Genomic DNA, 13,402 nt, shown 5'->3' with positions numbered 1-13,402 from the left:
TTTCGACGGACGCTGCATCGCGAAACTCAGCGCCATCAATGCGCCGGCGACGCCGAAGGCATACCACCAGAAGCCTTCCACCTTGCCTGACCAGTGCGTAGCGTTGTTGATGAGCCACAGGGTTCCCAGCAGAAACATCAATATCAGCACCAACGCGCGCGGCCGGCGCAGGATTCCGGTGAATTCGTTCCCCAACGTCATCGGTTTGCGTACCCCGAAGGACAGTTCCTTGGGCGCGTACAGGCAGACGATCCCGAGCACGGCCAGGATGCCGGCGGCCGCGGTGTAGGCGCCGGGCCAACCGAGATAATCGCTTAGTATGAGGATTACGCCCGCGGCGAGAATGCCGACGCGCCCCATCCCGATGCGAATGCCGTTCGCCAGCCCCAGTTCTTTTTTATCCAGGAACTCGATGGTGTAGCCGTCGATCGCAATGTCGTTGGTGGCGGAGAACAGGGTGAACACGCCGATGGCGATCCATACCGGCGGCCCGAAACCCGCCTGCATCGACAGGAACAGCAACACCACGCCCATGGCGAGATCCACCGCGAGCATCCAGCGGCGGTGATGACGGTAATGATCCACCGCCGGCGCCCAGAGAAATTTGATGGTCCAGGCCAGTCCGAGCAGCGAGAGAAAACCGATCTCGCGCAGGTCGACGCCAAGCTGGCGGAAGTGGACCGGGAAAACGTCGTAGAAAAGTCCGAAGGGGAAGCCCTGCGCAAAATAAAGAATGCCCACCCAGAACATTTTTGATCTGAGCAGTTTTTGTTTGGGCACGGGTGTCTCGGATTGTTTTCGGTTTTGAATATCGCGCGGCCGTCTTCGGCGAGCGTGAAAGACTGTTTCATCTTAGCACCGCCAGCTGTCCCCTTGTTTCCCGGTTCGCCTGAGGGTGCGTGCACCGGCGTGGGTGGATGGCAGGGCGGTGATTTTCCCTGCCGGGGGGATCGCGGCCGGGACATCTGACCCGCCAAGTCGTCGATCCTGCAAGAATCGTCAATCGGGCGCCTGATTCCGGCCATTTATCAAGGAAAAGAGCGCCTGTGTCGGCAAATCAACCCATTGATTCTAAAGCTGTATAAAGGGTGGCATAGCTCTTGCACTTTCTCCCTCAAGACAAACGGATTTTTTGTATTCGGGGAGAGGGTCATGTCCGGCGTTACAAGGGAAAGAAACGCGTGCTTTGCCAGCGCGAGGGTGGCAGGGGCCGTATTAGGGCTGGTGTCCGTGCTGTACAGCGCGTCGGCGTCGGCGGCACTATCGGAATCGGCCTTTCCGGCGATTCAAATTCGCGCAGAAACCCTCCCGACCGAGCATCCCATTGCTTCGAATCAGGTGGCGCTGGTGCAATATAACAGTGGTCATCGCTCCGAAGCGGTGAAGGTATGGCAATCGCTCGCCGAGCAGGGCGATACCGAGGCACAGTTTACCCTGGCAGTTTTATACAACCGCGGTGACGGGGGCGTGGCCAAGGACATGATCGAGGCCGTGCGCTGGTATCGCAAGGCGGCCGAACAGGGACATGTCATTGCCCAGTACAATCTGGGCGTACTTTATGCCACTGGCACCGGGGTAACGCGCGATCTCAATGCTGCCACGCAATGGTGGCGCATGGCCGCCCTGCAGGGGCATTCGGAAGCCCAATTCAATCTGGGTCTGTATTATGCTGAGGGGACCGGTGACAAACAGGATCCCGCCGAGGCCGTGAAATGGTGGGCCATGGCCGCCAAACAGGGATATGCAGCCGCGCAGTTCAATCTGGGTCTCATGTACATGAAGGGTGAAGGCGTGGATGAGAATCAGGACGAGGCCGTGCGGTTGTGGCGCATGTCCGCCGATCAGGGTTTCAACCAGGCCATCACTGTACTTAAGGTTTTGCACCTCAGCCCGTAAATCCCGTGGCTGCCTTCATGGTAGCCGTTTCCCGTTATCCGTGGTTCGATCCTGAACGATTTTGACCCCTCACCGGCGAAGCCGATGAGGGGTCAATTCATGTATGTCTTATCGACGAGCTATTCTTAAAAATACCAATATAATCAATAAGAAAAACATATATTCTGACAAGCAGTTGCAGACTAGCGCGAGAATCAGCACAATGCTCAACAGGGATTTAAATCCATAACGGATTATAAATCTGTAAAAGCAGTTTTAACTAAAGAGGCATTTGAGGAGGAGAGTCCAAATGAAGTATAAATCTACAAAGCTTAGCCAGCTATTTACCCTGATTTTTGCGTTCGTATTGGGGATCGGCAACGCCTTCGCGGCGGAAGAGTACGGGATTTTTGAGCGCATTCTGGAAGCGTCGGGATCGTTCAATGACACGACGGCAGCACTGGAGAAGGCCTTGGCTGAATCCAAGCTGACGCTGCAAGCCAAACGGGATCTGACTTTCAAGGATAAGGTTCAGCAGGCCCGAGTCTATATCGTGACGTCACCCGCCTACATGGAAGCAGCCAAGGGCGAGTCTCCGGATACCATCTCGGCGCAGATACTGCGTATTGGTGTATATGAGTATGGCGAGGGCAAGAAGGTTCACATTAACATGGGCAATCCGACGGCTCACGCGATGGTCTTCTATTCCGGTTCCAAGAACTACGATAGCCTGCTGGCAGCGGCAAAAGCTACGGCCCAAGAAATCAAGGACATCGCCGCCAAGGTTCCGGGCAAACTGGTTTCCGTGCAGCTCGAACCGGTTCGTAGCGAGAAGACGCTCAACAAGTTCAACGGTGACGGCCCCGCCAAGATGATGGCCAAATTCCGTAACTGGAAAGATAGCCAGAACGATGTCTTCAAGGACAAGCCCGAGAACTTCGCGGCAACGGTTGCTCGTGTTGAGAACACCCTGCGTGCGAGTCAGGACAAGGGTGTTGACGACTCCTCCGGCTGGAGGCTGCTGAGCAAGATCCCGGTAGGCGCGAATGCCGTCTACTTCGGCATCACCAACGACTATACCGAGAGCAAGTGCATCAGCATCAACTCCGACTTCCGTAGCGAAGGCAAGACCAAAGATGCCCCGCACCCGGGTGTGGACCATGCTCCGGCGATGCCGATGGAAGTGCTCGTCATCAATGACGGCAAGGAAGTGAAGGTGGTGCAGTATGGCGAGATGTGGCGCATGCAGCTGTACTTCTGGGATTCCGGTTACATGGCGTTCGCCAAGAACACCCTGATCCCGAGCATCATCTTCTCGTCGATCGATCAGACACTGACGGCCACCGCATCGGCGGCTCCGGCGGCAGCGAAGTAATAATTCGTTTCATCATCGGATGTACCGGGCCGGAAGGGGAAACCCTTCCGGCCTTTTTTTGTATCAACGCAGGAACACCATCAGGCCCGACAGCCGCGGAGCGGTGGGAGTTTAGGGATCAACCGGCAGCGGCTGGTTGATCTTGCGCAGCATGTTGCGGATGACCAGCTGCTGGTTTTCCAGGTTCTGGTGATTGGATTCCAGTTCGGCGATGCGGCCGCTGAGGTTGTCGAAATTCTCGTGTACTCGTTTCAGATTTTCGAGCCGTTGATCCATGAGGATTTTGTGTTCGCGCACTTGCAACAGGATTGGCGCCATGATCGCCTTGCTCCAGGCACGGGCGGCGCTGTTGCATTCACCGAACAGCTCGCGCGCTTGGCCGACCAAGGTGACAAAAAATTTCTGCACCACAAAGTGCTGTTCCGTGAAGATCATCATCGGGCTGTTGCGAAACCTCTCGGCCTCCTCATACAGCTTTTGCAGTTGGCTGCGGTAGGGCAGCAGTGAGAAGTTGACCGGCTTAATCTTGGCCAGCCCATGTTCGCTGTGAAACTTGTTGTAGACGGCCTGAACCAAGGCCCTTATCTGTTGAGTCTGCTTGTTGGCCTTTTCCATTGCATCGAGGGCCCCGTCGAAGAGGGCCTTCATCCCTTCGCGCAGACCCGGTGTGGTCCACGACTCCGCCATGCCCTGACGGGTTTTTTCCGCCAGGGCATCAAAGGCCTCGACGCTCAGGTAATCGAGCAGGATCTTGACCTGATCGGAAAGAACCGCGCGCATGCTTTGGAAACTCACGAGTGTCTGGTCATAGGCCTGCTTTTCATCGCGCAACCGCGTAACCAGGTCCTGGATGGCGTCGCGGTTTTCGCCACCAAGCGCCTGTAACTCTTCGAGCTGTTCCGCGACAGCGTTAAGTCTTGCCTCGATCATCGCGCTGGTGGTTTCGACCATGGAGCCGATATCGTGGATCACGCGTTCGCGCAGCAATTCCTGACGTGCTGGGATGATATCGCCCGATAATTTTGTTTCCAACACCGGCAAGCCGCTACGCTCGATCAGCGCATAATCCGACTTGATCTTGCCGAGCAAGCCTTTCTGCGCGGAGACAGCGATAACCTGATTCTTGCTGATGCCGAGTACCCGTGCTGTCTCTTGCGTCTGGCGCGCGATCGCGGCAGTGATGGCCGTGTCATTGTTCAATTCATCCCACAACGTGTCGATCTTATTAAGCGCCACCAGACGTCCTTCGGCTCGGCTTCCTCTGGCGGGACAGACGTGATTCCTCCAGACCTCCAGGTCGGTTTTGGTGACGCCGGTATCGGCCGCGAGCACAAACAGCACTGCCTGCGCGCCCGGCAACATGCTCAGCGTCAGTTCCGGCTCGGTGCCGAGTGCATTGAGTCCTGGCGTGTCGAGCACCACCAGTCCTCGTTTCAGCAGCGGGTGCGGATAATTGATGATGGCGTGCCGCCAGACCGGAATCTCCACCGTGCCATCGTTGTTGAGCAGGTGCGACATATGTTCCGCATCCGGGTAGTAGAGGCCAAGCTCTTCGGCTTGATCCACGTTGACCGGTTTGGTTTTGACGATCTGCTGAAAGGTCTCGGCAATTTTCTTTGGCGAATCGATATCCAGCGGCATTACGGTCCAGACGGCAGGTGTGCGACGATATTCTGAAATCGTGGTGGCGGTTTTGCGTGTCTCAATCGGCAAGAGCTTGAGGCACGGCGGTTCGCTTTCATCGTAACGCAATTCCGTCGGACACATGGTGGTGCGGCCGGCTTCCGAGGGAAGCAGTCGTTGCCGGTGATCGGCGAAGAAAATGGCGTTGATGAGTTCGGTTTTGCCGCGGGAGAATTCGGCCACCAGCGCGATGGTGAGCTTGTCGGAGCGGAGTACATCGATGAGTTCGTAAAGCTGCAAATCCTCCTCGCCGCTCGCGAGTCCGTGGCTTTCCACCCACGTTTGGTATTCGTTGATGATCTCGATTAATTCGTCGCGCCAGCGTTTGTAATCCCCCAATCGTCGGCTGAATTCGTTAATGGCCAGCCGGGGCCTTTCTGTTAGCTTTTGCGCGCTTATCATTATATTGAATACCCCTTTAATACAGGTGGTTAGAATATAAACTTAAATAAAAACTATTTCTAGCCCCCCCGCATGGAAAGAACCAGCCGGGGGGTGGCGGGGAGGGGAAGGGAGAAGAACTGGCTAGATACCCCAGTCGAGGTTTTCGGGCAGCTTTTTCGGGGAGCGGATGCGCAGCTGCTTGCGCTTGGAGGTATCGCCCCGCTCCAGGATCACGCTGTTTTTAGGGACGCCAAAAAGCTTGGCCAGGTAGGTGATGAGATGTTCATTCGCCCGGCCTTCGACGGGTGGGGCAGTGAGCCGGACTTTGAGACAATCGCCGATCACCCCAGCCAAGGCATCGTTGCTGGCGCGTGGCTGGACCCGTATCTGAAGAATGAGGTCCGGTCCGTCCCGGCGGAACCAGCTCACGTAGTCGACAGATCCCGTGGTACCGGGCTGTCATGTCTGAAATCCTTCACGTCGGGCACTGGGCGCTAGCGCAGCAGATGCGCCAGGGCAAGCTGCAAAAGCTGCAGTACCACAAGCACCACGATCGGGGACAGATCCAGACCGCCGACCGGCGGAATCAGTCGGCGGGCCGGGCGCATCAGCGGCTCCGTGAGACTCACCAGCAGGTCGCCCGCAGGGTTGTGGTGCATACCGTAAGGCATGAACCAGCTCAGGATCACGCGCAACAGGATGGCATAGAAAAAGATATTGATTGTCAGCCGCAAAAGATCCACTACCGCAGCGATGATTACCGGCAGCGGCTCGAGCGCATAGCCACCGAGCGAGAAGATGAGAAATACCTCCAGGCCTTTGAGCGCTATCAGCAGTACAAGCGAGGCAACGTCGATGCCGTACATCCCCGGGATGACGCGGCGCAGGGGTTTCAGCAGCGGATTGGTGAGTGCCACGAGAAACTGGGATATCGGATTGTAGAAATCCGCGCGCACGAGCTGGAACAGGAAACGCAGCAGTACTGCCAGGATGTAGAGACCAAAAACTACCTCGATGATGAGAGCGGCGGCCTCGGTGAAAAACGTGGTCATGCGCCCTTCCCAAACATGTCGGCGATGGTGCGCGCCCGGTCACCGGCCGCCTGCATGGCGTTTTTGAACAGACGCCGCAGGCCGCCTTCTTCCAGGACTTTCACCGCCTGTTCGGTCGTGCCACCGGGCGAAGTGACACGGCGGCGCAATTGTGCGGGCTCCTCGTGACCTTCCAGCGCCATCTTGGCGGCGCCGAAGGCGGTCTCAAGCGTGAGCAATCTCGCCTGTTTCGGATCGAGACCCGATTCGATGGCTGCCTGTTCGAGTACCTCCATGACGAGAAAGAAATACGCCGGTCCGCTGCCGGACAGGGCGGTTACCACGTCCATCAGGTATTCGTCCTCGAGCCAGACCGTGACGCCCACGGCGCGCAGGATGGACTCGGCCTGATTGCGCATGCCGTCGTTGACGCGATTGTTGGCGTACAGGCCCGAGGCGCCACTGCCGATCAAGGCGGCGGTATTGGGCATGGCCCGCACAATGGCGAGCCCGCCGCCGAGCCAGCGATCGATATCCTCGATGCGTACGCCTGCGGCGATGGAGATGACGAGCGGTTTTTTCTTCTGGACCGTGGATGCCAGGGCTTTGGTCACGTCCGCGAGAATCTGTGGTTTTACCGCGAGCACGAGGAGATCGGCGCGAGCCGCGACCTCGCTGTTGTCGGCGAAGACCTTGATGCCGAGCACGGTTTCAATGGTCTGGCGCTGGGTCGGTTCGGGGTCGGAGAGGATGATTTGGTCTTTCCCCCAACCGTTTTTCAGCAGCCCCCCTGCCAGGCTGCGCGCCATGTTGCCGGCACCAATGAAACCAACCAGGGGGTGCGCCGTATTCGTGGAATGGGAGGCCATGGCCGGCGAAGTTTAAAGCGCCGCTCCGGCGAACGGAAGTCAAAATCCCGCCCACACAGGCGCCGAAAGCTGGAATTTACCGACCGGCGGGCCGGCGCCTGTTTGCAGGACGGGCCGGAATAGACTAGAAATTAATGCAAGGGTCGAATTTATAACGTTTTTAATCATTCGCGGCCCCCGGAGAACCTGAATGGATATCGCTGAGCTACTGGCGTTTGCCTTTAAACAGAACGCCTCGGACCTGCATTTGTCATCCGGTCTGCCCCCGCTGATCCGCGTGGACGGCGAAATCAAACGCATCAACGTGGATCCCTTGGACGACCGTACCGTCCACAACATGATCTATGACATCATGTCGGACAAGCAGCAGAAGGACTTCGAGGAGTTTCTCGAAACCGATTTTTCCTTCGAGCTGCCCAACATCGCGCGCTTCCGCGTCAATGCCTTCAACCAGATGCGCGGCCCGGCCGCGGTGTTCCGGACCATTCCCGCGAAGGTGCTGACGCTCGAGCAGCTGAACGCACCACCCGTGTTCAAGCAGATTGCCGATCAGCCGCGCGGACTGGTATTGGTGACCGGCCCGACCGGTTCTGGCAAGTCCACCACCTTGGCGGCCATGATAAACCACATCAACGAATCGTTACACGAACACATCATCAGTATCGAGGACCCTATCGAGTTCGTACACACTAGCAAGAACTGCCTGATCAACCAGCGCGAGGTCGGCAGAGACACCCTGAGTTTCAATAACGCGCTACGGTCGATCACGCGCGAAGATCCGGATGTGATTCTGGTAGGTGAAATGCGCGACCTGGAAACGATCCGGTTAGCGCTGACCGGCGCCGAGACGGGCCACCTAGTGTTCGCCACCCTGCACACCAGTTCCGCAGCCAAGACCATCGATCGTATTATCGACGTGTTCCCGGCGGCCGAGAAGGACATGGTGCGTGCAATGCTTTCCGAATCGCTGCGTGCCGTGATTTCGCAAACACTGCTCAAGAAAATCGGCGGCGGGCGCGTGGCGGCGCACGAGATCATGATTGGCACGCCGGCGATCCGTAACCTGATTCGTGAAAACAAGGTCGCGCAAATGTATTCGTCCATCCAAACCGGCCAGAACGTCGGCATGCAGACGCTGGATCAGTGCCTGCAGGATCTGGTGCGCACGCGCCAAGTGCATGTGGACGATGCCCGCACCGTGGCTGCGAACAAAGACGTGTTTACGGCGGCGTCAGTGACGGCGACCGGGAGCAGAACCAAATGAATTTCATCGATCTCCTCAAGCTCATGAAGCACAAGAAGGCATCCGACCTGTTCATCACCGCCGGGGTCCCGCCTTCCATCAAGGTCGACGGCAAGATCATGCCGGTGACAAAGCAGGCGTTGACGCCCGAGCAGTCGCGCGCGTTCGCCTACGGCATCATGAACGAGGACCAGCGCCGGCAGTTCGAGGCGCACAACGAGTGCAACTTTGCGATTTCACCGCAAGAGATTGGTCGGTTCCGCGTGAACGTGTTCATGCAGCAGCAGCGCGTCGGCATGGTGCTGCGCACGATCAACACCGATATCCCGCGCTTTGACGACCTGCATCTGCCCAAGGTGCTGGCGGATCTGGCGCTCACCAAACGCGGCCTGATCCTGTTCGTCGGTGGCACCGGTTCGGGCAAATCCACCTCGCTGGCGGCGATGATCGGTTATCGCAACGAGTACAGCTACGGTCATATCCTTACCATCGAAGACCCGGTGGAGTTCGTGCACGACCACAAGAACTGCATCGTCAATCAACGTGAAGTCGGAGTGGACACCGCGTCCTACGAGGTGGCGCTCAAGAACGCCATGCGTCAGGCGCCGGACGTGATCCTGATCGGCGAAATCCGTGCGCGCGAGACCATGGACCTCGCGATCCAGTTTTCCGAAACCGGTCACCTGTGCCTGTCCACGCTGCACGCGAACAACGCCAACCAGGCACTCGACCGCATCATTAACTTCTTTCCCGAGGAAAAACGCAATCAGCTGCTGATGGACCTGGCGCTCAACCTGAAGGGCATTGTTTCGCAGCGTTTGATTCCGATGAAGAGCGGCAAGGGCCGTGTGCCGGCGGTGGAGGTCATGATCAACTCGCCGCTGATTGCCGACCTCATCATGGAAGGCAAGATTCCGGAAATCAAGGATCTCATGGGCAAATCCACCGAGGCCGGCATGCAGACCTTCGACCAGTCGCTGTTCAATCTGTACGAGGCCGATCTCGTCTCCTACGACGATGCGTTGCGCAATGCCGATTCAGTCAATGACGTGAGACTCCGTATCAAGCTCGAAGGCAAGGACTCGAAAAGCCGTGAGCTCGGCGAGTCCATGCGCAACGTGACCTTCAAATAGAACACTGCCATCCGCCCGGTTTTCGCGAGAGACTCATCCGGCAGTGTGACACAAACAAAAAGCCCCTCGCGGGGCTTTTTGTTTTGCGGTGTGGATCTTCGGGCTAAAGTTCGAACACGAGTTTGCCGCCGATGAGTGTGTGCGTCACGCGTCCGCGGAATTCCTGGCCCAGGAAAGGGGTGTTGTGGCCGCGCGAGACGATTTTTTCTTCCGTCAGCACCCAACGCGCTTCCGGGTCGAAGATGCAGACGTCCGCTGTGGCGCCGACCCCGAGCTGGCCGGTGTCCACGCCGATGATCTCCGCCGGCTTGTGTGTCAACAGCGCAATCGCTTCGGGCAACGTCAGCAACTTATCGTCCACCAGCCTGAGTGTCAGCGGCAGCAGCGTTTCAAGCGCCGAGATGCCAGGCCCCGATTGGGCGAAAGGCGCCAGCTTCGCATCCGGTTCGTGCGGCTGATGGTCCGAGCAGATGGCGCTAATGACACCGCTTTTCAGCGCTTTGCGCAGCCCTTTACGGTCGCGATCGCCGCGCAACGGTGGGTGTACGTGACACTGCGTATTGAAATCGCCGATGTCGTGTTCCGTCAGGTGCAAATGATGCGCGGTGACATCGGCGCTGACCGGGAGCCCCTGCCGTTTTGCCTCCGCGATCATGGCCACGGCCCGGCCGCTCGAAAGATTGCAGAAGTGCGCGCGACATCCGGTCTGTTCGATCAACGCCAAGTCGCGCGCCACGCCCACGGTTTCGGCCGCCTCCGGTATGCCCGGAAGCCCCAATCGTGTACCGATCTCACCTTCATGCACGCAGCCGCCATCACGCAGCCACGGATCTTCGGCATGTAGGAACACCGTGAGATCGAGGGTAGCGGCGTACTCCATGGCGCGGCGCATCACGAGTGTGTCGGTGATGGGTGCCAGCGCGTTGGTAAACCCGACACAGCCGGCCTCATCGAGCGCTTCCATGTCGGTGAGTCGTTTGCCTTCCAGGCCCTGGGTGAGCGCCCCCAGTGGATGGATGAATGTCAGTTCGAAGCGCCAGGCGCGCGACTGGATCATCTGCGCCATCGCCGGCGTGTCGATCACCGGGTGGGTGTCGGGTGGGCAGCAAAGCGTGGTAATGCCGGCGCTGACCGCGGCATGCACCTCGGATTCAATCGTGGCCTTGTGCTCGAGACCCGGTTCGCGCAGGCGCGCGCGCAAATCAACGAGGCCCGGACAGACGATCTTGCCGCGCGCGTCGATCGTTTTCTTCGCCTTGAATCCCGGCGGTGCCTTGCCGACAGCGATTACAAAACCGTTGTCGTCGATATAAAGATCCTTCTGGCCGTCCACGCCGTTGGCCGGGTCGATCAGGTGCCCGCCTTTGATCAGCAGACCCATGTTAGCGTCTCCCTCCCGCGGGTTCGGCCGATCCGCCCATGATCAGCGCCATCACCGCCATGCGCACGGCGATGCCGTAAGTCACCTGTGGCAGGATCACGGACTGCGGACCGTCGGCCACGGCCGAATCGATTTCCAGGCCACGGTTCATCGGGCCGGGATGCATGACGATGGCATCTTTTGCCGCCAGCGCCAGCTTCGCTGGCGTAAGTCCGTACAGATTGAAGTATTCCTGTTCGCTGGGAATAAGCGCCCCCTGCATGCGTTCGCGTTGCAACCGCAGCATCATGACCACATCCACCCCATCGAGCCCCTCTTCCATGCGGGTGTACGGATGTACCCCAAGTTTTTCGACCGCCATGGGCAGCAGGGTTTTCGGGGCGACCACGCGCAGTTCCGCCACGCCCAGCGTTTTCAGGGCTTGAATCTGGGAGCGTGCCACGCGCGAGTGCAGAATGTCGCCGACGATGGCCACCTTGAGTTTTCCGAAAGCGCCCTTGTGCCGGCGGATGGTGAACACGTCGAGCAGACCTTGCGTGGGATGCGCGTGGCGGCCGTCGCCGGCGTTGATGATATGCACGTGCGCGGGCACATGACGCGCGATCATGTGCGCCGCGCCGGATTCGGCGTGCCGCACGACGAACAGGTCGGTGTGCATCGCCTCGAGGTTGCGTATGGTATCCAGCAGGGTCTCGCCCTTGCTGGTACTCGAGGCCCCGACATTTAGATTGATGACGTCCGCCGACAGCCGCTTGGCGGCGATTTCGAATGTGGTGCGCGTGCGGGTGCTGGATTCGAAGAACAGGTTGACGACGGTCTTGCCGCGCAGCAGTGGGATCTTTTTGATCTCGCGCTGGCCCACCGAGATGAAGGACTCGGCGGTGTCGAGAATTTCAAGAATGGATTTACGGGAAAGACCTTCAATGGTGAGCAGATGGCGCAACCGGCCGGCGTCATCGAACTGAAGGTTTTGTGTCACCCGTTGGCCTCCTGGATGCGCAGTTCGAGTTTATCCGGCCCGAGCAGTTTGACGTGCTGGTTCTTGCCGAGCTTGACGTGTTCACCCACGACCTGCGGCTCGATGGGCAGTTCGCGCCCGCCGCGCTCGATGAGACAGGCGAGCATCACGGAAGCCGGCCGGCCGTAATCGAAGATTTCATTGAGCGCGGCGCGGATGGTGCGTCCGGTGTGCAGCACGTCATCCACCAGGATCAGATGCCGATCCTCCACGTTCACCGGCAGGTGCGAGGTGCGGACCTGCGGGTTCATGCCGATGCGCGTGAAGTCGTCGCGGTAGAAAGAGATGTCTAGCGTGCCAAGCGGTTCTTTGAATTCCAGCAACTGATGCAAGCGCTCGGCGACCCATACGCCACCGGTGTGTATGCCGACCATAAGCGGATCGCGCTTAAGCATCGGGCGCAACTGCTCGACCATGCGCGTCATGGCGGCGTCGATATCGACCGCCACCGTCACGGAGAATCTCCATGGAGTTCGTTCAGGAAGGCCTGCAGGATAGTCTGGGCCGCCACTTTGTCGAGACGGGATTTGTGACGCCTCATGGGAACGCCGGCCTCGTTCAGGATATCCCGGGCGACCAGCGTTGAGAGGCGTTCATCCACCATATGTACCGGCAAATTGTAGCGGTCCTTGAGGCGTTGTCCAAACACCCGGGCGGCACGGGTCATGGGGTTGTCGCTGCCGTCCATATTGAGTGGCAGGCCTACCACCAGCGCGTCCGGCCGCCATTCCTCGATCAACTGTGAAACGCGCACCCAGTCCGGGTTTTTGGCGCTTCCACGCAGGGTAGTCAGGGGTTCAGCCAGGCGCGAATGGCGGCTCCCGACGGCTACCCCTATGTATTTTTCCCCATAGTCGAAGGCGAGAAAGGTGTTAGAAGCCATCTCAAAAATGCCCAAAGTGTCCAAAAACGGAAATGATTTAGAACCGCCAAGGCGCCAGTTACAGCCGTCCATGGCGCAACGCGTGGACTTCGATATCCTCCAGCCCGGCCATCCTAGCCGGGCGTTCGCCGCTTTCGCGACTTACCCCTGTGCGGGCCTCGCCGGGACGAAGGTGAGGCAGATTGGCACCGATGCACTTAACGTGCATCGGCGCCGCCAAACGGGGCAACGGTTTTTGTTGCACCCTGGGCCACAACTTGTAAGTGTCTTCGTCCGTTTCCGGCTCGCCCTGGCGGTTAATTTCTTTTTTTGAGATAGATCCTAGTCCTCACGCGTGGCCCGCCTCACCGGATAACGTGGAGAGGTCCACGCCCACGAGTTGGGCTGCCGCTTTCCAGCGGTGTTCCACCGGCAGGTCGAAGATGATTTCGCGGCTGGCCGGTCCGGAGAGCCAGGAGTTTTCGGCGATCTCGCGCTCGAGCTGCCCCGCACCCCAGCCGGCGTAACCGAGGGCCACCATGAATTTT

At 58.7% G+C, this 13,402-nt stretch carries 14 protein-coding genes; 4 read left to right on the top strand and 10 right to left on the bottom strand.

Annotated elements, in window-relative coordinates:
• The coding region (locus tag ACC569_RS11495) for an MFS transporter (RefSeq protein ID WP_372523673.1) at positions 1–780 on the bottom strand (780 nt) is incomplete at its 3' end.
• Between the two features lie 372 nt (positions 781–1,152).
• Here ACC569_RS11495 and ACC569_RS11490 point away from each other — a divergent pair.
• Positions 1,153–1,896, top strand: coding sequence for a tetratricopeptide repeat protein (locus ACC569_RS11490; RefSeq protein WP_372523672.1), 744 nt, complete (start codon positions 1,153–1,155; stop codon positions 1,894–1,896).
• Between the two features lie 289 nt (positions 1,897–2,185).
• Positions 2,186–3,250: a hypothetical protein gene (locus ACC569_RS11485; RefSeq protein WP_372523671.1), complete on the top strand. Its 1,065-nt coding sequence runs from the start codon at positions 2,186–2,188 to the stop codon at positions 3,248–3,250.
• Positions 3,251–3,361: 111 nt separating this feature from the next.
• Here ACC569_RS11485 and ACC569_RS11480 read toward each other — a convergent pair whose 3' ends face one another.
• The 4 genes from ACC569_RS11480 to proC form a co-directional block, all read right to left on the bottom strand.
• A complete protein-coding gene (locus ACC569_RS11480) occupies positions 3,362–5,272 on the bottom strand; it encodes a dynamin family protein (protein ID WP_372523670.1) in 1,911 nt (636 codons plus the stop codon).
• A 186-nt stretch (positions 5,273–5,458) separates the two neighbouring features.
• A complete protein-coding gene (locus tag ACC569_RS11475) occupies positions 5,459–5,746 on the bottom strand; it encodes a DUF167 family protein (RefSeq protein WP_372523669.1) in 288 nt (95 codons plus the stop codon).
• 65 nt (positions 5,747–5,811) lie between these two features.
• Positions 5,812–6,369, bottom strand: coding sequence for a YggT family protein (locus ACC569_RS11470; protein WP_372523668.1), 558 nt, complete (start codon positions 6,367–6,369; stop codon positions 5,812–5,814).
• Positions 6,366–7,217: a pyrroline-5-carboxylate reductase gene (gene proC / locus ACC569_RS11465; protein WP_372523667.1), complete on the bottom strand. Its 852-nt coding sequence runs from the start codon at positions 7,215–7,217 to the stop codon at positions 6,366–6,368. The genes ACC569_RS11470 and proC overlap by 4 nt, the downstream gene beginning before the upstream one ends.
• A gap of 190 nt (positions 7,218–7,407) precedes the next feature.
• Here proC and ACC569_RS11460 point away from each other — a divergent pair, with 190 nt between their 5' ends.
• On the top strand, positions 7,408–8,481 hold the full coding sequence (locus ACC569_RS11460; RefSeq protein ID WP_372523666.1) for a type IV pilus twitching motility protein PilT: 1,074 nt from the start codon (positions 7,408–7,410) through the stop codon (positions 8,479–8,481).
• On the top strand, positions 8,478–9,593 hold the full coding sequence (locus ACC569_RS11455) for a PilT/PilU family type 4a pilus ATPase (protein WP_372523665.1): 1,116 nt from the start codon (positions 8,478–8,480) through the stop codon (positions 9,591–9,593). The genes ACC569_RS11460 and ACC569_RS11455 overlap by 4 nt, the downstream gene beginning before the upstream one ends.
• A gap of 103 nt (positions 9,594–9,696) precedes the next feature.
• Here ACC569_RS11455 and ACC569_RS11450 read toward each other — a convergent pair whose 3' ends face one another.
• The 5 genes from ACC569_RS11450 to ACC569_RS11430 form a co-directional block, all read right to left on the bottom strand.
• Positions 9,697–10,974, bottom strand: coding sequence for a dihydroorotase (locus ACC569_RS11450; RefSeq protein WP_372523664.1), 1,278 nt, complete (start codon positions 10,972–10,974; stop codon positions 9,697–9,699).
• Position 10,975: 1 nt separating this feature from the next.
• Positions 10,976–11,953 carry an aspartate carbamoyltransferase catalytic subunit gene (locus tag ACC569_RS11445; protein WP_372523663.1) on the bottom strand — a complete coding sequence of 326 codons (978 nt, stop codon included), beginning with the start codon at positions 11,951–11,953 and terminating at the stop codon, positions 10,976–10,978.
• Positions 11,950–12,447, bottom strand: coding sequence for a bifunctional pyr operon transcriptional regulator/uracil phosphoribosyltransferase PyrR (gene pyrR / locus ACC569_RS11440; RefSeq protein WP_372523662.1), 498 nt, complete (start codon positions 12,445–12,447; stop codon positions 11,950–11,952). The genes ACC569_RS11445 and pyrR overlap by 4 nt, the downstream gene beginning before the upstream one ends.
• Positions 12,444–12,875 (bottom strand): Holliday junction resolvase RuvX, encoded by a 432-nt coding sequence (gene ruvX, locus ACC569_RS11435; protein ID WP_372523661.1) that lies wholly within the window; start codon positions 12,873–12,875, stop codon positions 12,444–12,446. Before ruvX ends, pyrR begins: the two co-directional genes overlap by 4 nt.
• A gap of 328 nt (positions 12,876–13,203) precedes the next feature.
• A partial coding sequence (locus ACC569_RS11430) for a YqgE/AlgH family protein (RefSeq protein ID WP_372523660.1) occupies positions 13,204–13,402 on the bottom strand: 199 nt, incomplete at its 5' end.

Source organism: Sulfuricaulis sp. (assembly GCF_041499725.1).
GTDB lineage: Bacteria > Pseudomonadota > Gammaproteobacteria > Acidiferrobacterales > Sulfurifustaceae > Sulfuricaulis.
Note: the sequence above shows the minus strand (reverse complement) of the source record. Positions and strands in the feature narration are given on the sequence as shown.